This window comes from Pseudomonadota bacterium (assembly GCA_039028155.1).
Classification (GTDB): Bacteria; Pseudomonadota; Alphaproteobacteria; order SP197; family SP197; genus JANQGO01.
Window position 1 is genome coordinate 37,108 of sequence record JBCCIS010000005.1, and the last position, 23,791, is coordinate 60,898.

Annotated in this window: 20 protein-coding genes; 9 read left to right on the forward strand and 11 right to left on the reverse strand. The window is 61.8% G+C overall.

Features of this window, described 5'->3' with window-relative positions; all coding sequences use genetic code 11:
• Positions 1-8 precede the first annotated feature (8 nt).
• Positions 9-869 carry a fumarylacetoacetate hydrolase family protein gene (locus AAF563_03990; GenBank protein MEM7120412.1) on the reverse strand — a complete coding sequence of 287 codons (861 nt, stop codon included), beginning with the start codon at positions 867-869 and terminating at the stop codon, positions 9-11.
• Positions 866-1,789, reverse strand: coding sequence for a 4-hydroxy-tetrahydrodipicolinate synthase (gene dapA / locus AAF563_03995; protein MEM7120413.1), 924 nt, complete (start codon positions 1,787-1,789; stop codon positions 866-868). Before dapA ends, AAF563_03990 begins: the two co-directional genes overlap by 4 nt.
• Before the next feature lie 80 nt (positions 1,790-1,869).
• Between dapA and AAF563_04000 the strand changes: the two genes are divergently transcribed.
• The 3 genes from AAF563_04000 to hpaD are packed head-to-tail and all read left to right on the forward strand — an operon-like array spanning position 1,870 to position 4,671.
• The gene (locus AAF563_04000) at positions 1,870-2,268 is read left to right on the forward strand and encodes a 5-carboxymethyl-2-hydroxymuconate isomerase (protein ID MEM7120414.1); all 399 of its coding nucleotides are present in this window, start codon (positions 1,870-1,872) and stop codon (positions 2,266-2,268) included.
• On the forward strand, positions 2,265-3,812 hold the full coding sequence (gene hpaE / locus AAF563_04005) for a 5-carboxymethyl-2-hydroxymuconate semialdehyde dehydrogenase (protein MEM7120415.1): 1,548 nt from the start codon (positions 2,265-2,267) through the stop codon (positions 3,810-3,812). Before AAF563_04000 ends, hpaE begins: the two co-directional genes overlap by 4 nt.
• 4 nt (positions 3,813-3,816) lie before the next feature.
• Complete coding sequence (gene hpaD, locus AAF563_04010) at positions 3,817-4,671, forward strand: 3,4-dihydroxyphenylacetate 2,3-dioxygenase (protein ID MEM7120416.1); 855 nt, start codon at positions 3,817-3,819, stop codon at positions 4,669-4,671.
• 23 nt (positions 4,672-4,694) lie between these two features.
• Here hpaD and AAF563_04015 read toward each other — a convergent pair whose 3' ends face one another.
• From AAF563_04015 to AAF563_04050, 8 genes are all read right to left on the reverse strand, one after another.
• The gene (locus AAF563_04015; GenBank protein ID MEM7120417.1) at positions 4,695-7,805 is read right to left on the reverse strand and encodes an autotransporter domain-containing protein; all 3,111 of its coding nucleotides are present in this window, start codon (positions 7,803-7,805) and stop codon (positions 4,695-4,697) included.
• A 663-nt stretch (positions 7,806-8,468) separates the two neighbouring features.
• On the reverse strand, positions 8,469-8,843 hold the full coding sequence (locus AAF563_04020; protein ID MEM7120418.1) for a RidA family protein: 375 nt from the start codon (positions 8,841-8,843) through the stop codon (positions 8,469-8,471).
• Between the two features lie 35 nt (positions 8,844-8,878).
• Positions 8,879-10,336: a hypothetical protein gene (locus AAF563_04025; protein ID MEM7120419.1), complete on the reverse strand. Its 1,458-nt coding sequence runs from the start codon at positions 10,334-10,336 to the stop codon at positions 8,879-8,881.
• Between the two features lie 67 nt (positions 10,337-10,403).
• Complete coding sequence (locus AAF563_04030; GenBank protein MEM7120420.1) at positions 10,404-11,099, reverse strand: ABC transporter permease subunit; 696 nt, start codon at positions 11,097-11,099, stop codon at positions 10,404-10,406.
• Complete coding sequence (locus tag AAF563_04035; protein ID MEM7120421.1) at positions 11,099-11,791, reverse strand: ABC transporter permease subunit; 693 nt, start codon at positions 11,789-11,791, stop codon at positions 11,099-11,101. The genes AAF563_04030 and AAF563_04035 overlap by 1 nt, the downstream gene beginning before the upstream one ends.
• 38 nt (positions 11,792-11,829) lie before the next feature.
• A complete protein-coding gene (locus tag AAF563_04040) occupies positions 11,830-12,624 on the reverse strand; it encodes a transporter substrate-binding domain-containing protein (GenBank protein MEM7120422.1) in 795 nt (264 codons plus the stop codon).
• Between the two features lie 382 nt (positions 12,625-13,006).
• Complete coding sequence (locus AAF563_04045) at positions 13,007-14,047, reverse strand: LysR family transcriptional regulator (protein ID MEM7120423.1); 1,041 nt, start codon at positions 14,045-14,047, stop codon at positions 13,007-13,009.
• A gap of 123 nt (positions 14,048-14,170) precedes the next feature.
• Positions 14,171-15,313, reverse strand: a complete 1,143-nt coding sequence (locus AAF563_04050) for an aminotransferase class V-fold PLP-dependent enzyme (GenBank protein MEM7120424.1) — start codon at positions 15,311-15,313, stop codon at positions 14,171-14,173.
• A gap of 631 nt (positions 15,314-15,944) precedes the next feature.
• On the opposite strand from AAF563_04050, the gene AAF563_04055 reads away from it, so the two are divergent.
• The 6 genes from AAF563_04055 (at position 15,945) to AAF563_04080 (ending at position 22,528) form a co-directional block, all read left to right on the forward strand.
• Positions 15,945-17,963, forward strand: coding sequence for a hydantoinase/oxoprolinase family protein (locus tag AAF563_04055; GenBank protein ID MEM7120425.1), 2,019 nt, complete (start codon positions 15,945-15,947; stop codon positions 17,961-17,963).
• The gene (locus tag AAF563_04060) at positions 17,960-19,549 is read left to right on the forward strand and encodes a hydantoinase B/oxoprolinase family protein (GenBank protein MEM7120426.1); all 1,590 of its coding nucleotides are present in this window, start codon (positions 17,960-17,962) and stop codon (positions 19,547-19,549) included. The genes AAF563_04055 and AAF563_04060 overlap by 4 nt, the downstream gene beginning before the upstream one ends.
• Before the next feature lie 23 nt (positions 19,550-19,572).
• Positions 19,573-20,355 carry an SDR family NAD(P)-dependent oxidoreductase gene (locus AAF563_04065; protein MEM7120427.1) on the forward strand — a complete coding sequence of 261 codons (783 nt, stop codon included), beginning with the start codon at positions 19,573-19,575 and terminating at the stop codon, positions 20,353-20,355.
• A gap of 114 nt (positions 20,356-20,469) precedes the next feature.
• The gene (locus tag AAF563_04070) at positions 20,470-21,006 is read left to right on the forward strand and encodes a hypothetical protein (protein MEM7120428.1); all 537 of its coding nucleotides are present in this window, start codon (positions 20,470-20,472) and stop codon (positions 21,004-21,006) included.
• A 41-nt stretch (positions 21,007-21,047) separates the two neighbouring features.
• Positions 21,048-21,554 (forward strand): DUF2478 domain-containing protein, encoded by a 507-nt coding sequence (locus AAF563_04075; protein ID MEM7120429.1) that lies wholly within the window; start codon positions 21,048-21,050, stop codon positions 21,552-21,554.
• A 179-nt stretch (positions 21,555-21,733) separates the two neighbouring features.
• The gene (locus AAF563_04080) at positions 21,734-22,528 is read left to right on the forward strand and encodes an LCCL domain-containing protein (GenBank protein ID MEM7120430.1); all 795 of its coding nucleotides are present in this window, start codon (positions 21,734-21,736) and stop codon (positions 22,526-22,528) included.
• 138 nt (positions 22,529-22,666) lie between these two features.
• Here the strand turns inward: AAF563_04080 and AAF563_04085 are convergent, their stop codons facing one another.
• Complete coding sequence (locus tag AAF563_04085; GenBank protein MEM7120431.1) at positions 22,667-23,683, reverse strand: LacI family DNA-binding transcriptional regulator; 1,017 nt, start codon at positions 23,681-23,683, stop codon at positions 22,667-22,669.
• Positions 23,684-23,791 lie beyond the last annotated feature (108 nt).

Consider the following 23,791-nt stretch of genomic DNA (forward strand, 5'->3'; position numbering starts at 1 on the left):
GCCTGGGACTAGGCTTGTTCATCGGCAACCGTGTTGGTCAGCGTTCCGATGCCCGGGACCTCGACCTCGACCGTATCACCGGGCTTCAGAAACTGTGGCGGGTCAAGGCGAATGCCGGACCCGGTCGGCGTGCCTGTGGAAATCACGTCGCCGGGATGGAGCTCCATGAACGTCGAGATGTAGGCAATCAAACGGGAGAACGGGAAGAGGAGATCGGCGGTATGCCCGTTCTGGCGCTCTTCGCCGTTGACCCGGGTAATGACGTTGAGGTTGTCGAAGGCGGGCGTCTCATCACGCGTGGTGATCCAGGGCCCGAGGGCTCCGGACCGCTCGAAGTTTTTGCCCTGGGTGACGTTGAACTTGCCGTGGCGCATCCAGTCGCGAATGGAGCCTTCGTTCATGATGGTCAGGCCAAACACATGATCTTCGGCCTTGTCCTCCGGAATGCGGCGGCCGGCCTTGCCGATGACCATGACGATTTCGCCTTCATAGTCGAACTGCTCGGACTCCGGCGGCCGCAGGATTGGCTCGTGATGGCCGGCCAGCGAGCCCGGCGTACGCATGAACAGACTGGGATACGACGGCTGGTCGGAGCCGTCCTTGTACTCGGCATTGCGGTCAACATAGTTGACGCCAACGCACAGGATCTTGCCGGGTCGGGGGACCGGCAGGTCAAAATCAATGGCATCGAGCGCGAGGTCAGGCTCCGTCGTGGTGAAGGTTTCAACCTCTTGAAGATCGCCGGAAGCAATCAATCCGGCGAGTTCACCGTGTCGATCGCCAAGGCGCCGCGTCAGGTCGACGATGCCGCCATCGTTCACCAGACCATAGCCCGGCCGGCCGTCGATACGGTAACTGACAAACCTCATTCGGCGGCGTCCCGTCCGGTTTCAAGCAAGCCGGCGTTCGCCAGCACCCGATCCAGGCGCTGTTCGAGTTCCGGCGTCGCCGGCGCCATGGGCAGGCGGTGCTCGTTGGTCGGGATGATGCCGAGCCGGCGCATCATGTATTTCATCGCGATAGGGTTGGTGTCGAAGAAGACGGACTTGTTGATCTCAAGCAGGTCCTGATGCATGCGGCGCGCGCCGGCCAGATCGCTGTCGAAGACGGCCTGGCACATGGCGGCCAGCGCGCCGGGGCGCAGATTGCCGACGGCGTTCATCAGACCTTTCGCACCGACCGCCATCATGGGGAATGACAGCTCCTCCAGGCCGACAAAGATGCGGAAGTCATCGCCGAACTCGGCCAGGCATTCGCTACAGAAGCCGAGATCGTTGACCGCGTGTTTCATGCCGACAAAGGTTGGCGACGCCGCGCTTAGCGCGCGCAATGTATCGAGGGTGACGCTGACCGCCGTGCGGCCGGGAATGTGATAGACCATCCACGGCAGGTCGATGCCCTTCACAACTTCAAGGTAATATTCGATGAGGCCGCGCTGCGGCGGTTTGGCGTAGTAGGGCGTAACGATGAGCAACGCGTCGGCGCCGGCTTGGACGGCGTGTTCGGTGAGTGACCGTGTCTCAGCGAGCGACTGCGAGCCCGTGGCCGCGACCACCGGTACCTTACCGCCGCTGGCTTCGATGCCGACATCCACCAGGCGGTTGCGTTCCTCGACCGTCAGGCTCGACGGTTCGGCGGTCGTTCCGTTCACCAGGACCCCGTGGGAGCCGTTCTTGACCTGGAAGTCGACCAACCCGGCATAGGCGTCCAGGTCGACCGCGCCGTCGCGGAACGGCGTGATAAGCGGTGGTATCGAGCCGGCCAGAAAGTCGCGGTCCAGGTCGATCATTGGTGGGCCTCCCGTGATTGTTGCTTGATCATTACCATGTTATTGTTATCATGTAAATGACATTGGGAGGTGATCACGCCATGCCGCATCTGACCGTTGAGTATTCCGCGAACCTTGAGGACGAGGTCGACATTCCCGGCCTGGTCCGTGCGATCCACGAGACGGCGCTGACCTGTCCGACATTCAAAAAGGCGGCGGTCCGAACCCGGGCCGAGCGCCGGGACATCTATGAAATCGCCGATAGCGACCCCCAGAACGCCTTTATCGCGGTGGGCGTGAGAATCCTGGAGGGCCGGCCCGACGAGACGAAGGCGACCATCGGTGAGATGTTGTTCGAGACGCTGACGTCCGCTCTGAACGATGTCTACGAACGCCGTCCAATCGGCATCTCGCTCGACATCTCCGAGATCTCCAACACGTTCAACTACAAGAAGAACAACCTGCACGACATCATGGCGAAGAAAGAGGCCGCCGCATGAGGAACGACGCAGTAGCCGATAGGCAGGGTGCGCTCGCCGCAAATCTGACGGCCCTGGAGACATACCTGGCGGGGACGCGTCGCGACGGCATCGGCCATGTAATTGCCGGCGAGCGTGTCGACAGCACAGCGACGTTCCAGACCGTCAGCCCCGTCGATGACAAACCGATCTGCGATGTCGCGCGCGGTACCGCCGCCGATATCGACCGTGCGGCAACGGCGGCGCGCGAAGCGTTCGACGCGTGGTCGCAGGTCCCCGGCAAGAGGCGTCGCGAGATCCTGCATGCCATCGCCGACACCATTGTCGCCCATGCCGATGAGATCGCGGTGCTGGAAAGCTGGGATACGGGTCAAGCCATTCGCTTCATGGCCAAAGCTGCCCTGCGCGGCGCTGAAAACTTCCGTTTTTTTGCCGATCGCGCACCGGAGGCCGCCGACGGCCTGTCGCTGCCGACCCAAAGCCACATCAACTACACGGTGCGCCAGCCGCTCGGCCCGGTCGGCGTCATCACGCCGTGGAACACGCCGTTCATGTTGTCGACCTGGAAAATCGCACCAGCGCTGGCCGCCGGCTGTACGGTCGTACACAAACCGGCCGAATGGAGCCCATTGACGGCGACCCGGCTGGTCGAGTTGATGCACGAGGCCGGCCTACCCGCGGGCGTCGCGAACACCGTGCACGGCCTGGGCGAAGAGGCGGGCAAGGCGCTGACGGAGCATCCGGACATCAAGGCGATCTCTTTTGTTGGCGAGTCGGCGACCGGCTCGGCCATCATGGCCCAAGGGGCGCCGACCCTGAAACGCGTGCATTTCGAGCTGGGTGGGAAGAACCCGGTGATTGTCTTTGATGACGCCGATCTCGATCGCGCGCTCGACGCGGTCGTCTTCATGATCTACAGCCTCAACGGCGAACGCTGCACGTCGTCAAGCCGCGTGCTGGTGCAGCGTTCCATCCACGACGCATTTGTCGCCCGTATCGCCGAACGGGCGGAGGCGATCCGTGTCGGCAATCCGCTTGATCCGGCGACGGAACTGGGTCCGTTGATCCATCGCCGCCATCTCGACAAGGTCACGTCCTATTTCGACATCGCGCGCGAGGACGGCGTCAATGTCGCCGCCGGCGGCCGGGCGCCGGAAAGCGCGCCGACTCAAGGCTATTATGTCGACGCGACGCTGTTTTCCGGTGCCAGCCCGGATGCCAGGGTGGCGCAGGAGGAGATCTTTGGTCCGGTGCTGACGACCATCCCTTTCGAGGATGAGTCGGATGCACTCGCCATCGCCAACGGTGTTCGTTACGGCCTGGCAGGCTATGTCTGGACACGCGACAACGGGCGCGCGTTGCGTGTCGCGCATGGTTTGGACGCCGGCATGGTCTGGGTCAACTCGGAGAACGTTCGTCATCTGCCGACGCCCTTCGGCGGCATGAAGGCCTCTGGCATCGGCCGCGACGGTGGCGATTACAGCTTCGATTTCTACATGGAGACCAAGAACGTCGCGCTTGCCATGGGCGATCACGCGATACCACGACTCGGCTTGGGGGGCTGACACCATGGGCAGCATTGTTCAGGCGGCCAAGATTACGCACGTCCCGTCGATCTGGATGTCGCACACCATCGAACGGTTTCATGGCATCCGCCAAAGCGCGATCGACGGCTTGGTCGAGCTTGGCCGACGGGCCAAGGCATCGGGTGTTGAGACATTCGTCGTTTTCGACGTCCACTGGATCGTCAACCAGGGTTTCCACGTCAACGCTAAGGCGCGACACGAAGGGTGCTTCACCAGCCACGAACTGCCGCACATGCTGGCCGATCTGGACTATGCCTATGACGGTGACCCGGAGCTTGCCAATGCTATCGCCACCGCAGTCGAAGCGGCGGATCTGCGCGCAATGGCGCACGACACGCCGAACCTGGCGTGCGAATACGGCACGCTGGTTCCCATGCATTTCATGAACCAGGGGAGCTTTGCACGTGTCGTGCCGGTTGCTGCCAACCAGTACGCCTCGATCGACGAAGGCCGTCGCATGGGGGAGGCCGTCGCACGGGCGATTGCCGCCAGCGGCCGAAAGGTCTCGGTCCTGGCCAGCGGGTCGCTCTCCCATGAGTTCTGGCCGAACGCGGTGTCGGCCGACGGACTCAACAAGGTCAACGGCGAATTCAACCGGCAGGTCGACCTGCGCGTGCTCGATCTTTGGCAGCAACGTGCCTGGTCGGAGTTTCTGGAGATGCTGCCGACCTATGCCACGCGCTGCAACGGCGAGTGCGCCATGATCGACACCGCCATGCTGTTCGGTGCGCTCGGCTGGACGGAGTACCAGGGCGGTGCGGAGATTATCACGCCCTATTTCGGCAGCTCGGGCACCGGCCAATGCAACGTGGCTTTCGATCCGCCGCCAGCGTCGTAATCACGTGTCGATCGTCCGACGCGTCACCAGTGGAATCGAAGGCCGCCCTGGAACGTGTGGGAGACACCGTCGGTACTGAGGCTGGTCCCGTAACCGGCGAAGACGGAGAGGTTTTCGGTCGTGGCGATGGACAGGCCGCCGCCCAGGTCTAGGCTGTCCCGGCTTGATTCGACGCCAGCGACCGAGAAGGTCGGGCCGGCAATAGCGCCCGCCAACGACCCATTGAAGCTGACGGACCTGTCGAGGAACTCGTGGGACCACAAGGCGTAGGCCCAGGGCACGAGCTCCGTACCGTCGTTCAGCATGTCCTGATGGGTCAGGCGCAGGCCCAGGCTCGAGCGCAGGCTCTCGCGCGAAAAACCGTTGGTCGTGATATTGAGGCTTCCCGCCCCGGTTTCCTGAAATCCATCCGACTCGAAATCGCTGTAGCGAAGTCCCACAAGTGGCTGGATCTGGGTATCGTCGGCGATGTCATAGAGAACGCTCGCCTCACCGTAGGCGGCGATGACATGGCTGTCGTAGCTGGCAGTCGCCGTGCGCTGAATGGCGCCGAACGCGATCGGCCGTTCGCTGTCGGCGTCCTGCACACCCAGGCTGACGATGCCGTCAAGGCCGACAAAACCGTCGAAGTAGCTGCCATAGGCGCCGACCTCGTAGCTATCGATGTCGACCCGGGCGTTGTTGCGCGAAGAGAAATCGCCGGTGGTCCAGGATGTTCCCGCGGCCACGCCCAAAAGCAGGGTGTCGGAGACCTGCGCGTCAATACCGCCGGCAATGCCCTGAATGTCGAAGTCCGTGCCGGCCGCGTTGCCGTCGCCGTCAAGGTCGCCAGTGACGTAGTAACCCTGGAACCACAGCCCGCCGCCATCGGCGATTTGACTGGCACCGCTGGCAAAGTCGATGGCCAAGCCATTGTCCTGCGCGGCGAGACCGACACCGTCGAGCAGGCCGCGTTGTGTGACCCAGTAGTTGTTGATGCGCGTCCCAATGGTCGTGTTGAACTGATCGTGGGTTTGGATCGCCAGTTCCGTCGTCGACGGATAGACGTCACCGCTGACCGCATCGAGGGCGTTGCGGTAGGCGTCAGGTTCTAGACTGAACAGGCTGCCGACGACGGTCGCATAGTCGCCCGTGGCGCTCGGCGCGGTGAGATCGACATAGTTGGCGATGGCGAGCTGATTGGGAGTCGCAGCAAAGGTCGTAAAGGGCGCGACCGCGATGGCGAGCTGGACCGTCGATGCGTTGTGCACCAGCGAGGGCGTGACGAAAGCGCTGTTCGAGACGACACCGTCGAACGTGCCAGCGACCGTCGCGGCGTCGACGATCGTGTAGACCGTTCCCGGCGCATAGGTGCCTGGTGCGGCGGTCACGACGACCGTGCCGCCGTTCAGCGTTGCCGTGCCGCCAACCGACAGCTGGTCGCTGGTTCCCGCCGGTTCGATATCGACGTTGTAAACCGCGCCCGCGGCGTGGGTGTAGTTGTTGGTGATGGTGAGTGTCGCAGGGCCCGCGCCGGGTGAAATCTGGCCGTTATTGGTGACCGAGCCGCCGATCGTCCCGTTTCCGCCCAGTATGCCCGCGGGGCCGATCGTTGTCGGGCTGTTGAGCGTGCCGGTGATCCGAAGCGTGCCGCTCGTGATGGTGGCGTTGTTGAAGCCCGACGTTCCGGAGAGGGTCCAGTCGGTACCCTGCATGGTCAGCCCTTCGAAGTTCTGAAAGTTGCTGTCCTCGGTCCCCGTCCCTTCGAGGAACAGTTGGTCATTACCGCCGCGTCCGTTCACATTGCCGTTCAGGACCGAACCTGTTTGAAGCGTCAGCGTGTCGCCGGCATTGCCGAAGCGGATCGCCGTTCCAGCGCCGGAAATGGTGCCGGCGTTGGTGATGTTGGTGACACCGTTGTTGACGCGCAGGCCTTCGGTGTTGCCGGAGATCGTGGCGCCAGCCAGGTTGGTGACGGTGCCGCCGTTGTTGAGAAAAACGCCGAACTGGTTACCGGTGATCGTGCCTTCGTTGGTCAATTGCCCGGAGCCGCCGCCGCCGGTTATGAAGACGCCGCGTGTCGTGCCAGAAATCGTCGAGCCCGCGCCGTTGACCACAGTGCCACCGCCGCGCATTTCCACACCTGATCCGTTGTTGCCGGTGATCGTGGCGCCGGCGAGGTTGTCCAGTGTGCCGCCGTTGTCGACCCGTGCGCCGATGGTGCCGCCTGTGATCGTGGCGCCTTCGTGATTGGTAAGACTGCCGCCGCGATCCAGGAAGACGCCGATGGTGCCGGCGTCGACCGTGCCGAGGTTGTCGACGGTGCCCGCCGAGCCGCTGATCTGGATGCCTTCCCGGATGGCGCTCTGAATAAGGCCTGACAGCGCGTTGGTGACCGTGCCGCCACTGTTCAGGAGAACGCCTTCAAGCCGCGAGTCGATGGTGCCCGCATTGTTGACGGTTCCTGCGCCACCCTGAATCTGAATGGCTTCGCGCGCCGTGCTGGTGATCGATGCACCCGCATCGTTGGTGACACTGCCGCCGCCAAGCAGGAGGATCGTTTCGCGTTGACCAAGCAGTGTTCCGGCATTCACCACCGTGCCGCTGCCGCCTTGGATCTGAATGGCTTCTCGCGTCGTGCTGGTAATGGACGCGCCGGTCTCGTTGGTGACGCTGCCGCCGCCGGTCAGCAGTACACTTTCTCGGCGGGCCAGCACGGTGCCGGCGTTGATCACCGTGCCCGGTGCGTTTCGGATTCGGATCGCCTGCAGGGACACAGCCGTGACACTCGAGCCCGCGCTGTTGGTCACGCTGCCGCCGGCGCTCAGATCGACACCTCTGTTTTGCCCGGTGATAAAACCGCCGTTGGTCAGTTCCCAGGGTCGCGAACCGCCGACAATCGCGTTGCCGCCCGATCCCGGCGGGTTGCTCGTGTCGACGGTGACGCCCGGATTAACGATGGCACTTGTGCCAGGGTCACCGCCTGCCAGTGTGTCGAGGTTCTGCGTGGTCGTTTGATCGGTCGAAATGACGACCGTCTGCGCGCGGGCCTTATGGTCCTCAAGAACGACGGGGACGAGCCACACAAAGAGGCCTATCGACGGACAGGCGAAGCGGACGAGTTTGCGCAGCGCGCGGATCGTTAGTGATCCCATCGCACCGCGCTCGCCTCAAATAGAATCGCCAATGTAAAGTGCACGCAAACGCAATCTTCTTCTTATTTAGTATTAGACGAATTCGTACAACAAAGAAGGGAGGTTTAATACACAACTTATAATTTAGACTGTGTGATTGACTACTTAAATGTGAATGCAAGCAAATGGTGTATCGCTCATCGACATGGCTCTAGGCAGTGCAGAATTCCCCGTTTTGGACCGCTGTGTGATGACATGCAGTTCATCGAGCGCACTTGTTTACGCGTGTAACAGGCCAGTGCCAGCCTGCCGCGGGGCCTCATGATACGGGCGGATAACGAAGGGTCTCGCTCGAGCGGATCAACTTCGCTCACGCAGACGCGAGCCGTCGGCCGTGCAGGTCTGGAATGTCCCGTTGGCGCCGGGACATGATGTCAGCCTGCCACGACGCCACAGGTCCGATGTCAAAAAAGACAGCGTCATCGGTCAGTGTCATACCACCGATGGCCTGCTGCCCGGCCGGCCTGAGACCGACCGGGATGGGCCATTGATATCGCGACGCCATGTCGTTGATCGTGGTTGCACGATCGTCGCAATCCCAGGCAGTGACCGCTTCGCGTGCAGGCACCCGCTTACCGGCCTCATAATCCGCTTAAGCGTGGCGTCGGCGCTAGCGCGACGGCCTTAAGTGCCGCAATAGGCGATGAAATCTATCTCGACTTTGGCATCGATGGTGAGGTCCGAGACCACGGTGATTCGTGCTGGCGGGCGCTTGTTGAAGTGTTTGGCATAAACGGCGTTAAAGGTGTCGAAGTCCGCCGCGTCGGTAAGAAAGACCGTGGACTTGACGACATGCTCCAGTGCAATACCGGCTTCGCCAAGCACATCGACCAGATCGGCGATAATCTTCTCGGTTTCCGGCCCGACACCGCCCGGGACAACTTCTTCGCCTTCGCCAAATCCCACCATTCCCGAAACGAACACAAAATCGCCGGCGCGAATGGCCGCCGACAGCGGCAGTCCTTCGGGGTTGCTCGCATTGAATGCTTGAATGCCCATGGCAGCCTCTCCTTATCTCCAGTGTTGATGGGGCTTCAATCGCCAAGCCCCGCGTGTTTACAGACGATCTCCGTTGCCTTGACCAAGGCCTGTGCCGCCAAGGCGGCGCGTTCGTCGATCAAACCACCGTCGCGGTCGAGCAGACCGAGCCCCGGATTGAGCAGCATGCTGCCGGCATAGATGGTCGCCGGTTCGACACCCATCGCTTCGGTCGCAAGAAGGATCGGGTTTGTGTTGGCGTAGAGATCCTCCAGCGTAAAGAGGGGGATCCCGAAACCGTCGCCGTCCCAGGTCTTCTGATAGTTCAGCTCCGTACCGCCCATGTGATAGGACTTCGTGAACATCAGTCCGTCGCGGAACCGGGACGGCTCAAGTTCCTTGAACGCGTCGACCATGATCTCATGAAAACGGTCGACGGGATTGCGCACACGATCGGGGTCATCGCGCAACAGCTCGAGATAGGCCAGAAGCCCGACGACACTGTCGCGGCCGGGATCGGCGGCGGAGAACGTCGCCTTGCCGTGGGAGGAGACGTGTCCGAAGCGTTGGCCGCCAAGACCGAGTGCCTTGCGAATGGTGAGCATCTCCTCGGCCTTGCCGACGATCAGGCCGGCACACGGCGAGCGGCCGGCTTTGTCCATGCTCCACAGCATGATACTGGCTCCGGCGTCCTCTGGTGAGAAACCCACACCCGGCACGCAGCTAGCCGCATCGACCAGGAACGGCACGTCGTAGCTCCGGGCGAGCTCGCCGATCTTGCGCATCAGGGCGGGACGTCCTTTATCGTCTCTGGCGCCGTGGCCCCATCCAGGTGTGTCGTAACCCACCGTGTGGAAGCCACTAATGGTCGAGGCGTTGCGCTCGCAGGCCCGACTCATGTTTTCGATGGTGCCGTCGACGTCAACGTCGGTCAGGAACGGCACGACGTTTTGGCGCACGCCATGGATCTCATAGCGGGCACCGGCAAATCGCACAAAGAGCGTATCCAGGTTGGCCAGCGATTTCGCTTCCATGCCCAGTTCGCCGCCGCTGACGGTGCGATCAATGTTGACGTTCTTGTACTTGGGCGGGAACGGTCGCCCGTAGGCCATGCCCCATTCGACATCTTCGCCATAAGTCGCGACCATCCGCGCCCGATAGGCATCGCCCCGGCGCATGAAGGGCGGCGCCATCAACCCCTCGATCGCTACCCTCAGTCCGGCTTCGCAACTGTTGACGACGGCGCCATCATAATCATCGCCGAATAGATCCTTGATGACGTTGCGCAGTCTGTCCTCGACAGTGCGAACCGGTAGAATTTCCGTCTGGTTCGCCTCGACAATGGCATTCAATACATAGTCGGGCAGCCGGGCAGGGCAGGCGGAGGAGCCGGAATAAAGGCCGATCTCACCCTTGAGCTTGTCGAGTTTGAGTTTTGCACCGTAGGCCTCGGCTTCGGACACGATCTGCGGAAACTGTTCGTAGATTTGCTGATACCAATCGTGGCGATACATTGCTGTCTCCCTGGCAAATTGCGTTCGCCGGCGCTTTGCGTGACGTTAGTCGCGTGGCTGACGTCACCTATCCGACGTAGTTGAGATGTCTGTTCAGATGCGCTTCAAGGCGCTCGAAGCCGATCCTGACGATTTGGACTATGGCCCAGTAGATGGCGGCTGCCGCGACCAGCGGTGTGAACGGATCGTACGTCGTTGACACCGCCGCATTGGCCGCCGCCAACAAGTCGATCATGGTGATGGCGCCGAGCGCGGCCGTGCCCTTTACGAAAAGTATCACCTCGTTCATGTAAGCCGATAGCCCGTAGCGTATGGCAAGCGGGAACGTGATCTTGAAGAACACGAGGCGCCGCGGCAGGGCGATTGAGCGGGCCGCATCAGTCAGGCCTGGCGGCACCGCCTTGAAGGCACCGCGCAGAATCTCCACCGTAAAGCCCGCGTGATTGAGCGTGAAACCCAAGACCGCGCAGAAATAGGCCTCAGAAAAGAAGTTCCACAGGACGGTGTCGCGGATAAACCCGATCGTCGCGAAGCCGTTGTAGATCATGTAGAGCACGACAAGCGCGGGAACGCCGCGAAAGAACATGGAGAAGAACCACGAGAGACCGGCGATGATCGGGTTCTTCGACGACCGTCCCAGCGCGATCGGCGTTGCGATGATGATGCCGAAGACGAGGCACGGCACGAGGACGCTCAACGTCACGCCGGCGCCATGCAAGAGGGCCGGAAGGATGCGCCACGCAAGTTCGGGATTGAACTCCATCAGCGGCCCTCGTCACTTTGCCCACGGTTGACCCAACGTTCAAACCGCTCGGCGCCATACATCGTGACGGAACTGAAGATGATGTAGGCGAAACCGACAAAGAGGTAGAAGACGAAGGGGTCCTTGGTGACGGCCGCCGCCACATCGGCAATACGAACCAGATCGGCAAGACCGACCATGGACACCAGCGCGGTATCCTTAAGCACGACCATCCAGATATTGGTCAGGCCCGGCAGGGCAAGCCGCAGAGCCTGGGGCAGAATGATGAGCGGCCACATGAGCCAGGCGTGCAAACCCAACGCGCGTGCCGCGTCGAATTGGCCCGTGGGAACGTTGATGATGGCGCCTCGAAAGGCTTCCCCAACGTAGACCGCATAAACGATTGCGAGACCGGCGATACCGGCCACAAAGGGCGAGATGTCGTAGCGCACGCCAAAGACATCGTTCACCAGTAGCGGTGCGTTGTAATAGATGAAGAACACGACGAGGATCGATGGGACGCCCATAAGGGCGGATGCGCTCACCCGCCAAACGCCTTTAACGACGGTGTTCTTGGAGAGGGCTGCAAAGCTCAGAAAAATACCGAGAATGAGACTCAGCACAAAGCTGTAAGTGGCGAGCTGAACGGTGATGGAGGCGCCGGCGAGCAGTTCGTCGCCATAGCCGGAGTCGTCAAAGCTTAGCGCCTCCATCACCTGACCGTCACAGCAAGAGTAATGCTACGTACGACTCAGAGGCACTTCGTCTCTTCTTCCAGCAATTGAACGCCGGGAAGATACTTCATGCGGATCTCGGTGTAGGTGCAGTCGTCAATAATCGACTGGATCGCTTCATTGACCCGGCTGACGAGGTCGGTTTCGCCCTTTTGCACCGCCCAGCTCATACCTTCTCTGGTGCCGGACGCCCAAAAATCGTCTTCACTAAGCTTCCAGTCTCCGCCGTCAGTTGTGCTGATCAGCAAGACGTCCCAGTTGATCTTGTGGCCAAAGACAGCGTCAATGCGGCCAGCCTTCAGGTCGAGCACCATCTGGTCGTTGTTCTCGAAATAGACCGGCGTGGCGTCGGGCAGGTTGTCCTCTACATACTTGGCGTGTGACGAACCTTTGTAGACGCCGACGCGCATGCCGCTCATGGCATCGTTGTCGTAACCCTTGTCCCAATCGGCGGGCACGACGAAGCCTTCCGGGCTGAAGATCAATGGAACGGTAAACTCTGTTGCCTCAAGGCGTTCCGGCAGTGGCGTCAACTGCGAGACGATCATATCGATCTTGCCGGTGGTCAGCGAAGGCAGCAGGCCGTCGAAGTCCATCGCCACGATTTCACAGTTCGCGCCCATGCGTGCGCAAACTTCGCGTGCCAGGTCGGGCTCGATGCCGGACAAGCTACCATCCGTTCCCATAATACTGAACGGTGGATAGGTACCCTCGTTGCCAAGAACGAGGTCCTCTGCGGTAGCGGGTTGCACCGCGAATAGTCCGACAAGTCCCGCGGCAGCCAGTAGTCTCAAAGCCCCTCGTTGCTTCATGTTCGCCTCCTGGATTCGATGGGGTCAACCGAGCGTTGATCCCTGAGTTGCAGCTTGCTGTTCACGCAGTGCAAGCAAGCTTCGTTTGCTAGGTCAGCACGTGGAGACCAGACCCTAGCGCCTTCGCCCCCTGGTCACCGCGTCAGACACATGCATCATTCGTAGCGGTTCTGAGGCGTGAAATAGCAAACTCTGCACTTAAACTTTGAGACTCTCGGACGTTACGTCGGATCGCGTGGCTTTGGCTCGTCAACTGTGAACAGGTGGCGAGCGCATTACATCGGCGATCATCGAAGTGACGACGACGCGGGCTGAGTCGAGCGCGAAATCCGCAGGTTTCGGAACGTTTATGGGGTGGTCCCCGGCCCTAAAGGGCGAGCGTCTATTCGGCTGCAGTTTCGATCTTGGGTTGGGGGACAGCCTGGTTGACGGGCAGCAGCGATAGGAACTGGCTGACCATGGGGTCCTGGCGCGCATTTTTGTGCACGATCGCCGTGATGGTCGACACGGTCGTCAGCGTCGCCGGCAGAAGGCGGCGCAGCAATCCCTTGTCTTCCCATGTTCTGGCAAAATGACCGGGAACGAAACCCACATAAGAACCGCCGAGCACCAGAAGCAATATGCCTTCTGTCTGATTGGCGCTGGATGCCACCGACAGGTTCCAGCGGCTGATCGCTTGGCCTTCTGCTTCCGAATAGGCATGGCGTACCATGCGGAAACGGCTGACACTCGCCAGATCAATCTCTGATTCCGGACAGTCAAACGCTTCGTGGCCCGGGCCGCAATAGAGATAACTCACCTCGGTCGCCAGCGGGATCTCGACGATGCGGGGCGCACGGCCCTGTTTTACCGTGACGCCAATGTGCAGCCGCCGATCCTGCACGGCCCGAACAATCTCGTCAGCGGTGCCGACGACAATCTTTAACTGAACATTCGGATGCAGCTTGGAAAAGCGCGATATCGCGCTTTGCATGCCCATCTCGTCCATTGTGACGAGAGTATCGATGAATCCGATGTGAATCTCGCCAGCGAGTTCAAGATGCAGTTCATTCACCGTCGAGCGGAACTCCTCCACGGCGGAAAAGAGTTGCGTTGCCGCGTTAAAGACCGATTGGCCTTCTGGTGTCAGCGCAAAGCCGCCTCGTCCGCGTGAGCAGAGCCGTGCGCCAAGTCTCGTCTCCAGATCGCAGATATGGCGGCTGATCGTCGAGCGGGTGATACCCAACTCGTTCTCCGCGGCCGTAAACCCCTGGCACTCAACGACAACCTGGAAAATCCGAAGAAGGCGAAGTTCGAAATCCGAGACTTGTCCGAGAAAGATCTTGTGTGGCCAGCTCATCAAACGGTTGTCTTTCATCAAGCTGATAGACGTGCCGCGACCTCCGATGTGCTGCCAAAGATGGTCGCCTTTCTCCTTGATCATAGCACTTGAAACGGTCTTTGCACGGCACAATGCGTGCTGCCGCCAAGCCCAATTCGCTGCAGTGCAGCAAGAAACTGCCGGTTGTCATGCCTTCACGTTGATCCGGCATGACTCCGATGAGGTTTAGCGTGTGCTGTCACGCAACGCCGACAAGGCGGTCTCGACGTCCTCCGAGTTGTTGTAGAGATGAGGCGAAAAGCGGATGAAGTCGCGCCGCAAAGACGAGACGACGGAACGCTGTTTGAGGGCAGCCGCAAGCTCGCGGCTGTCTTGTCCGGGAAAACGCGCGGCGACCGTTGCCGAACGTTGCGCCGTGTCAGCCGGGGAGAGTATCTCAGCGCCTGTCTCCTCAAGACCAGCCCATAGTTCATCGGCAATGGTTCGATTGTGCGAGGCAATCGTGTCGATACCGATGTTGAGCAGGTGGTTGATGGCCTCGGCGGCGCCAAGGGCGGTCCCGTACGCCATCGTGCCATACTCGAACCGCTTCGCGGTGTCGGGATAGTCAACCCGGTCAGCCTGGAAATCCCACATGTCGTTGTGGCTACGCCAACCGATAATGCCCGGATTGGCCTGTTGCAGTTCCGGCGAGACATACATGACGCCGGTTCCGAAGGGGCCGCACGTCCATTTGTAGGTCGACGAAACCGCGGCATCAAAACCCTGGCTTTGCGCATCAATCGGGATCTGACCGGCCGATTGCGTGGTGTCGACAACAAGCAACGCACCATGTTTGTGGGCGAGATCGGCGAAATGTTTGAGATCGTGGACCTGTCCCGTGCCGTACTCGGCGTGGGACAGGCAAACGACAGCCGTGTTGTCGTCGATCAGAGCCTCGATCGACTCCGGCGCAACGTAGTAGTTTTTGCCGCGCGCCCATCGAAGCTCCGCGCCGGTCGTCTCGGCAACACGCATCCAGGGATAGATTGTGCTGGGGTGGCAGACGTCGGTCGCGACAATGGTGCTGCCTTTCGGTGGAGCGACTGCCCACGCGAGCGACGCCATCAGTGGCGTCTCCCCGGATGAGATGGCGACGCTCTGTTCATCTGTGCCGAACAGTTTGGCTGCGGCTTGACCCAATCCTTCAAGGATCTGCAGTTCGTCTTGTTCGTTGAAAGCGACGGTGCCTTCTTCGGCCAAGGCCTTCTGCCACTGAACGATGGATTGTGCTGCTCCCTTGTGCATCAGCCCCACTGACGCAGCATCGAAGTAGGCAAACTTGCTGGCAGGCGGATAGACATCCAACGATCCAAGCCGTGATGTCATGGTTTTCCTCCCGTTGATGCTAAGGCCGTATGGTTTGATCGAAGGTCGCTATTGAAGCTGATTCGGGGACGCAAATGCATAGTCAGGTCAGAAACAAGACGTGCAGATCCATGCAACCGACGCGCGTCGCACGTGCCGAACGCTTGCGCAAAATGCCGATCGACCCGCTGTACCCGGCGATGATTGGACCAAATCAAGAGTGATGCGGTCGCAACGACCAAGCGAAGCGAGGACGCGATCGTGGCGGCAGGGCGTTATGTCGAGCAGCGCGGCGTGACAGCGCGGATCGATCCGAGTTCGTATGGACGGCTTGTCGTCGCCGATAGTGCTTGGGCAGTCTTTAGTTATGGCGTATCCGGTAGAGATCTTGCCAATCGGCATCAACGTCATGCCGGGCGTATCGGCCGCCCCGGGAACGGGAGGTCCGGGTATTGGCTATGTCTCTATTGGAGTGGGTCTGAACATACTTTTCCTTACCATTCGATTGCGATCTCATGGATTGAAAGCGTCGACTATGCGGAGGTGGACGTGCCACATCGCTGGAGTACTCCTTGATGACGTTTCTTGAGTTACTCTCTTGCCCGGCATCGTCAGCTGCGTGCGGGCCCGCATTGGCTGAGGCCAATTGACCATGCGTGGCGCCTGGCAGGTCGGTGTCGATATCGGCGGGACGTTCACCGATGTCGTTGCCGTTCACGCGGCCGACGGAACGGTCTTGAGCGCGAAGACGCCGAGCCGGCCGGATGATCCGGTAGCGAGCGTCGAAGCGGGGCTGGCAGCAGTTGGATTGGCATGGGCGGACGTCGCGGACTTGATGCACGGCACGACCATGGCGACCAACGCCATTGTCCAGGACAAGTTGGCGCCCGTCGTCTTGCTGACCACCGAAGGTTTCGCCGACACGCTGGCCATCGGCCGGCAGAATCGTCGTGAACTCTACCGTCTTGACGTGCTGCCCAAACTGCCGCCCTTGGTGCCGGCAGAACGGCGGCTTGAGGTGGCCGAGCGGCTTGATTGGGACGGGTCTGTGTTGTCCGGCCTGAGCGAGGCCGAGACGTCGCGCGCGTGCGACGCGGCAGCGGCATGTGGGGTTGATGCGGCGGCCGTGGCCTTGCTGCACAGCTATGCCAATCCGGCGCACGAGAAGGCCCTGGGTGCGAAAATGGCGGCGAAAATCGCGCATGTGACCATGTCCCACGAACTTAATCCGGAGCCGCGGGAGTACGAGCGGACCAACGCGACGGTGTTGAACGCGGCGCTCATGCCGTTGGTCGGCGGTTATCTCGACAGGTTGGAGGCCAACGCTGGTGAGACGACGCGATTGCATCTCTTTCACTCCGCCGGTGGCATGGCCGCGGTCGATGCCATGCGCGGCCGGCCGCTTGGCTTGGCGCTTTCGGGTCCGGCGGCCGGTGTCACAGCGGCCGGTATCGTCGCGCGGGAGCTCGGGCTGGACCGCGCCATTGCCTTCGACATGGGCGGCACGACGACAGACGCCGCCGTCGTTATTGACGGCGAGGTTCAGATCAACAGCGACCAACGGATTGCCGGTCGACCGATCCGTCAGTTGATGGTCGCCGTCGAATCCATTGGCGCCGGCGGCGGTTCGATCGCGCGCCTTGACGGTTCGGCGATCCGCGTCGGGCCCGACAGCGCCGGCGCCGACCCGGGACCCGCCTGCTACGGCGCCGGCGGCGAGACGCCGACGGTCACCGACGCCAACCTGGTGCTCGGCTATATCAACACTGACCGGCAACTGGGCGGCACGGTCACCCTGGATAAAGCGTTGGCACGCCGCGCCGTCGGTGGCATAGCCGATGCGTTTGGCGTCGGCATCGAAGAGGCGGCGCTGGGCATTCATCGCGTCGCCAATGCCAGCATGGTGCGCGCCCTGCGCCGCGTCACGGTTGAACGCGGTATCGATGCTCGTCAATGCACGCTGCTCGCCTTTGGTGGCGCCGGGCCGATGCATGCGGTCGAACTGGCGCGTGCTTGCGGCATTGACCACGTTGTCGTGCCGCGTCTGTCCAGTGGATTCTCCGCGCTCGGCTGCGTGACCGCACGCCTGACCTATGCGGAGCAGCGGACCGTACGCATGGCGCGCGACGCCTGGAACGCCGCCGACCTGGCGGCGCTGTGCGACGACATGGTGTCCCGGTTGTCGGCACCGTTGACCGCAAGCGGCGTGGCGCGCGACGCCATCGATGCCACCTGTGTCGCCTTGATGCACTATGCCGGTCAGAGCGACGCGATCGAGGTGCCGTTCGATCGGCCGGCGGATCCCGCGACCCTGGCCGCTGATTTCATCGACCGGCATCAGCGGCTCTATGGCTTTGCCACGGATGAGCCCTGGGTGTTGGATACCCTGCGTATCACGGTCACGGCGCCACCGCCCCTGGCGTTGTCGGCGCTGTCGCCAACCGCCGATGGGGCGGATACGGAGGCGTCGGACACGACCCTGTGCTGGTTCGATGCGGCCGGTCCGGTCGAGAGCGAGAGGTTGGCGCGCGATGGTCTTACGGCGGAGAACCGCCATGATGGACCGGTGGTCATCGAAGACGCATGGTCGACGGTGATCGTGCCGCCGGGATCGACGGTCTGGGCCGACGAACACGGTCATCTGCACATCGATGTCGGAGGCAAGCCGTGACCGGCCGGGTCGATCCCTTCACCGTCGAGGTGATCCGCCACGCCATCACGGCGATCGCCGAGGAGATGTCATATGTGGTCATGCGCTCGGCCCGATCGCCGCTGTTGCGCGAGGCCGGCGACCTCTCCTCCGCCTTGACCGACGCGGATGGCGAACTCATCGCCCAGGGCCGCGACATCCCCGTCCATATGGGCGTCATGGCCGCAACCGTGCGTGAGTTTCTGAAACGGGTACCGACCGAACAGCTGGCGCAGGGTGACGTCTGGTTCGTCAACTTGCCGGAGGTCGGCGGCAACCACCTGCCTGACGTCAAGGCGATCAGGCCGGTGTTCTTTGACGGCGATGTGCAGGCGTTTGCCGTCAGCTTGGCGCACTGGGCCGATATCGGCGGCGGTCGTCCTGGCAGCTACGTGCCGCATGCCCGCGACGCCTGGCAGGAGGGTCTGCGGATTCCACCCACGCGGCTTTTCACCGCCGAGGGACCGGACCGCGAGAAGCTGAACTTCGTCACCGCCAACGTGCGCGGCGGCATCGAGCGCGAAGGCGACATCCTGGCGCAGATGGCGGCGACCCGCGCCGCCGATGAGGCCATGCAGGTGCTGTTTGCCGACCATGGCGCCGCGACGGTACAGCAGGCGATTGTCGCACTGCACGACCAGTCCGAGGCCGCCATGCGACAGGCCTTGGCGGATCTCCCGGACGGTTCTTACACGGGCGAGGATCTGCTCGATGACGACGGAGCGGGCGGTCCGCCGGTGGCCATCCGCGTCACGCTGACGATCGACGGCGATCGGGCCGTTGTCGATTTCTCCGCGTCCGATGACGCCACGCCCGGGCCGTTGAACGCGACGCCGTTCTCGACCGCGGCCAGCGTCTTCTATGCCTTGAAGGCGGTGGCCGGGCCGGACATTCAGCCGAACGCCGGATGTTACCGGCCGCTCGACATCATCACGCGCCCCGGTTCGCTGCTGGAGCCGCCGGTCGACAAACCGGTCGTCGGCGGCAATCACGAGACCACCCAGCGTGTCGCCGATGCCATCTTCCGCGCGCTGGAGCCTGTCGTGCCGGAACGGTTGACCGCCGGCTGCGCGACGACGTCGGGCCTTTTGTTGTTCGGTGGCCGCGATCCGCGCAACGGAGAGTGGACGACACTCTATGAAGTCCATGGCGGCGGCGAAGGCGCGCGTCATGACCGCGACGGCATGCCAGTCACGCGTCCGCACATGTCCAACGTCATGAACACACCGGCGGAGGTGATCGAGACCAACTATCCGATCCGCCTGGTATGCCAGCGGCTAAGACGAGGGTCGGGCGGTGAGGGCCGTCACCGCGGTGGCGAGGGCCAGGAGCGCGTCTATGAAATCATCGCCGATGAGATGTGGTTGACCTCCATGGTCGACCGCGCGGTGGTGCCGCCCTATGGCCTGCAGGGCGGTGAGGCGGGCGCGCCGTACCGCATTACCTTGCGGCGCGCCGACGGCACGGTCGAACGACTGGGCGGCAAGGACGAGGCGCGCCTGACGAAAGGCGACAGGGTGACAATTGAAACCAGCGGCGGCGGCGGCTTTGGCACCGCTGATGTCTGATCGCATAAAGAGTGGAGGAATCGATGAGGTTGGATGGCAAGACGGCACTGGTGACCGGTGCGGCGCAGGGCATGGGAAGCGCCATCTGCAAGGCGATGGCGGCGGAAGGCTGCGATCTCGTCCTTGCCGCCCGCACCAGGGGTCCACTGGACGACCTGGCCGAGGAGTTGCGCGCGATGGGCCGCAAGGCGGAGGTCGTGACCTGCGACGTCGTCCAGGAGGATCAGGTCGCGGCCATGGTCGAGGCCACGCTCAAGGTCTTCGACGGTAACCTCGATATCCTCGTGAACGTGGCCGGCGCGACCGGTCCGATTGAAACGCCGGTTTGGCAGATCGACCAGCAGGCTTTCGACGATCTGGTACGCACCAATCTGCAGGGCACGTTTCTGCCAATCAAACACGTACTGCCGTCCATGGTGGAGCGGCGCTATGGCAAGATCATCAATATCGGCGGCAGCTCGGGCATGCGTGGATACCGCTACCGCGCGGCCTACAGCTCGTCGAAGTGGTCGATCCGTGGCCTGACCCGCACCACCGCGCTGGACGTCGGCGAATACAACATCAACGTGAACGCGGTCATGCCGGGCATCGTCGAGACGCCGCGCATGCACAAGCTATGCGAGGAAAAGGCCCGGGTTCGCGGTTGGACCGTCGATCAGGTCTATGAGGAGTACGTCCAGGACATGGCGCTCAAGCGCGTGACCACGCCCGAGGATATCGCCCACGCCGTGGTGTTTCTGGCAACTGATGAGGCTCGCCAGATTACGGGTCAGGAAATCGTTGTCGACGGCGGCTGGGACGTCTAAGCGCGTCCTGGCTGCGATGGCGCACCGTTGACCTGGATCAAAGGACCGTTTCTCAGGTGCCGTATGCTTCGAGGGTAAGGGACCATTCCTTTTCCCTTAGTGCAGGAGGTTGCGGTGACACCGCCTTTGGTGATCGACGGTCAGACCAAGCTGATCGACGCGTGGCTGGCGTGCGAGGATCTACTCGACCGATTTCGCGCCTATAATCCGGCCTTCAGGGAGTTTCTCCGCGTGTTGGGCGATGAGGATGTGGCGCGCGAACTGTCGCTGGCCGATATCGCCAGCATGGTCGCAAGTCCCGAAGACGAACTGGTCAGCCTGGCCAACGGAAAAGAGGTCAAGCCCAACCCATCGAAACCAATGATTTCCGATATGGCTCCCGTTTCGTGGTTTGACGACGTCGATGTGAACGAGGCCTGCCTGGTCGACACCCGACCGATCTTCGAGAACGGCAAGGAGCCTCTGGCCGTCATTCTTCAGATGGTGGCTGTGGCTGATCGCGATGATATCCTCATTGTCGACGCACCGTTTTGTCCGGCGCCGCTGCGGCGTCTTCTGGCCCGGCGGGGCTATGAATCCGGTGTGAAAGAGCTCGCCGCCAATCATTGGCGCTGCGCATTCAAGCCGAAGGGCCATGAGGGTTCGCCGTAATGATGACGAATGGTGACGAGACCACGGCGATGGACGATAGAATGCCGATTGCCGCGGTTCTATCCGACGCCTCCACCTCGGCCGGCCTCGTCTTGACCAAAGTTGCTCGACATCTGCAACGAAAGGGATGCCGTCTGGCGGGCGCGGTGCAAACCACCGATCCGCAAGAAGCACGTCAAGGCACCTGCGTTATGACGCTCAGTGTACTGCCGGACGGACCCGAACTGCCGATCTGGCAGGAGCTCGGGCAACATGCCAGGGGCTGTCGTCTGGACCACGAAGCCCTTGAAGATGTTGTCGGTTTGGTCGATCGCGCTATCGAGTCAACGACCGATGTCCTGATCATCAACAAATTTGGCAAACGCGAAGGCGAGGGCGCTGGTTTTCGGCAAACGATCGCACGCGCGATCGATCTGAACATTCCGGTTCTGGTTGGCATCAACGAGGCCGAACGGCAGACGTTCGAGAGTTTCGTCGGTGGCGCCGGTCATGTGTTGCCGGCGCGCCTCGACGATGTTCTGCTGTGGTACGATAGGGCCTCTACCTGAAGTCGAGATAGTGCGGGTACGGCCTGAAACGGCTGTTTCCCAATGCTGGCGTCCGCGCATACAAATGAAACAATAAACCTCGGGCGCTGACACCGAACTGAAAACCGCGATCACAATCTTCCCTACCGTAGGACACGTTTCCGTGCGCATGCCGCACCTTCTTACGGATGGAGATTGCCATGACCCGTTGCACATCAGCTCTTATCGTTCTTGCCGCCGCAGCAGGACTTTCGCTCGGTAGCATGTCAACCGCTCAGGCGGCCGAAAACACGTCGGACGAAATCCCGCTCATCGAATGGGACACGAGCTTGGTTACGTTCCAGTTCGACAACGACAAGTTCCTCGGCCAGCGCTTCACCGCCAAGTGCAAGCCGGCCAATGTCGATGACATGGACGAGGCCGTCTATGGCACCGATGTTTACCCCAGCAACAATTCGATCTGCGTCGCTGCCGTGCACGCCGGTCTGGTTGATCGGGACGGTGGCGTCATTACCGTTCAGCTCAATCCGGGCGCCAGCGAGTATGTCGGCAGCAGCCGCAACGGCATTGATACGCAGAGCCTGCCGGGGACACAGCGCAGCATGGTCTTTGTCACTGGTGCCGAGACCAATAACGTCGATCAGATTCTGCTCGACAACGTGCAGCGGATCGATTGGGACACCAAGTTCACGCGTACCGGCCTTGCCTATGAACAGCTGCTGGGCCAGCACTTCGTGTTCAGTTGCCCGGAAGCGCCGAACAACATGAACTCGCGCCGTGTTGTCGGCACCGACTCCTACGCCTTTGACAGCATGATCTGCCGCGCGGCGGTTCACGCCGGCGCCATCACAACCGATGGCGGATTGGTCACCGTGCAGATGGATTCGGGCAAGGAACGCCTTGTCGGCAGCATCCGCAACGGCATCGAGACCAAGGACGGCCCGGGCGGCCACCGCACTCTGTCCTTCGTTGAGGCGCCGACCGCGCAGAACTAACGTTCTCGCCAGTATTGTATCAGCGGGGGCTTCGGTCTGGCAGTGCGCCGGACCGAAGCCTCGGCTTTTGTGCGCTGTTCTCCGGCTTGCGATCCGGGTTGCCGCCACGGGGCAGACGGTGTCAGGACCTGGCTCGCATCACGATCGCACGTTGACGCCGGACTTGCGGTCGGTACTCGCGCGTACCACCAACTCCACGGGGACGAGCTTGGTTCGATCACCGTTGCCGCCATTCAGCAGATCGAGCATCAAGGCGACGGCGAGGTCGCCGAGCTTGTCGGGAAAGACGCGTATGCTGGTCAAGGGTGGGATCGAGCTGGCGGCAAGGACCGTCTCGCCCTCGCCGACGACGCCAAGTTCGTCGGGAATGGCGATACCCAGATCACTGGCGGCCTGGAGCACCGACAAGGCTTGGCTGTCGGTACTGGCGATGATGACATCGGGCCGGTCGGCCGCGGTCAGGATCTCGCGCGCGACGTCATAGGTCTTCTGGCTGAAGAAGTCGTCGCACCAGACGGTACGACCCGACTGGCCGCGTGCTGCGGTCTCCTTCTGGAACGCATGTTCGACATCGGACTCATAGGAAATGGTCGGTCGTTTGTTCAACAGAAGCGGCCGCTCGTAACCCTGCTCATCGAGGTGGACAAAGAGGTCCTTGATCGCCCTGGAATGATCGTTATCGACCCAGGGAACGTCTTGGCGGCTCATCCAGCGTCCGACGGTGATGACTGGCAGGTCGCGATCGAGAAACGCGGCGAGGCGGACATCGTTCTCCGCCGGATCGGCGATGATGACGCCGTCAAGCTGTCCGAGAAGCTCACCCTGGTTGACGCCGTTTTCGCCGAGCGCGTTGGGAATCAAAAGAAACCCGTAACCCAGCTTGCCCGCTGCCGCTGATAAGCCCTCCAGCAAGGCCGGAAAGTAGGGATTGCGATGAAGCAGACTGCATCCGGCAGGAAAACAGACGCCCAGAATCATCGACCGCCCGGTCGCCAGGGCGCGGGCGCTGAGACGAGGGCTATAGTCCAGATCTCTGGCGGCCTCCATCACGCGCGCGACGGTATCGGCTGCCACATGTCGATTGCCCGAATAGACATGGGACACCGTGGTAATCGATACGCCGGCCGCGGCGGCGACGTCATAGATACTGGCCATGGCAAAGGCACCTTGCCTCGCAGGCGGTCAAATGTCTAACCGGAGGAAGGTGAGATTCTTGCGGGGCTCGCGACGCTTTTCGTCGCCGGCGGCTTGACTTCACGTATC

Bases quoted from the DNA above. Each gene is read 5' to 3' on its own strand.
- hpaD (MEM7120416.1), top strand. From the start codon at position 3,817: ATGGGCAGCATTGTTCAGGCGGCCAAGATTACGCACGTCCCGTCGATC.
- AAF563_04040 (MEM7120422.1), bottom strand. From the start codon at position 12,624: ATGAAGCAACGAGGGGCTTTGAGACTACTGGCTGCCGCGGGACTTGTC.
- AAF563_04030 (MEM7120420.1), bottom strand. From the start codon at position 11,099: ATGGAGTTCAATCCCGAACTTGCGTGGCGCATCCTTCCGGCCCTCTTG.
- AAF563_04075 (MEM7120429.1), top strand. From the start codon at position 21,048: ATGCCGATTGCCGCGGTTCTATCCGACGCCTCCACCTCGGCCGGCCTC.
- AAF563_04080 (MEM7120430.1), top strand. From the start codon at position 21,734: ATGACCCGTTGCACATCAGCTCTTATCGTTCTTGCCGCCGCAGCAGGA.
- hpaE (MEM7120415.1), top strand. From the start codon at position 2,265: ATGAGGAACGACGCAGTAGCCGATAGGCAGGGTGCGCTCGCCGCAAAT.
- dapA (MEM7120413.1), bottom strand. From the start codon at position 1,789: ATGATCGACCTGGACCGCGACTTTCTGGCCGGCTCGATACCACCGCTT.
- AAF563_04020 (MEM7120418.1), bottom strand. From the start codon at position 8,843: ATGGGCATTCAAGCATTCAATGCGAGCAACCCCGAAGGACTGCCGCTG.
- AAF563_03990 (MEM7120412.1), bottom strand. From the start codon at position 869: ATGAGGTTTGTCAGTTACCGTATCGACGGCCGGCCGGGCTATGGTCTG.
- AAF563_04025 (MEM7120419.1), bottom strand. From the start codon at position 10,336: ATGTATCGCCACGATTGGTATCAGCAAATCTACGAACAGTTTCCGCAG.
- AAF563_04000 (MEM7120414.1), top strand. From the start codon at position 1,870: ATGCCGCATCTGACCGTTGAGTATTCCGCGAACCTTGAGGACGAGGTC.
- AAF563_04085 (MEM7120431.1), bottom strand. From the start codon at position 23,683: ATGGCCAGTATCTATGACGTCGCCGCCGCGGCCGGCGTATCGATTACC.
- AAF563_04055 (MEM7120425.1), top strand. From the start codon at position 15,945: ATGCGTGGCGCCTGGCAGGTCGGTGTCGATATCGGCGGGACGTTCACC.
- AAF563_04035 (MEM7120421.1), bottom strand. From the start codon at position 11,791: ATGGAGGCGCTAAGCTTTGACGACTCCGGCTATGGCGACGAACTGCTC.
- AAF563_04015 (MEM7120417.1), bottom strand. From the start codon at position 7,805: ATGGGATCACTAACGATCCGCGCGCTGCGCAAACTCGTCCGCTTCGCC.
- AAF563_04065 (MEM7120427.1), top strand. From the start codon at position 19,573: ATGAGGTTGGATGGCAAGACGGCACTGGTGACCGGTGCGGCGCAGGGC.
- AAF563_04050 (MEM7120424.1), bottom strand. From the start codon at position 15,313: ATGACATCACGGCTTGGATCGTTGGATGTCTATCCGCCTGCCAGCAAG.
- AAF563_04045 (MEM7120423.1), bottom strand. From the start codon at position 14,047: ATGATCAAGGAGAAAGGCGACCATCTTTGGCAGCACATCGGAGGTCGC.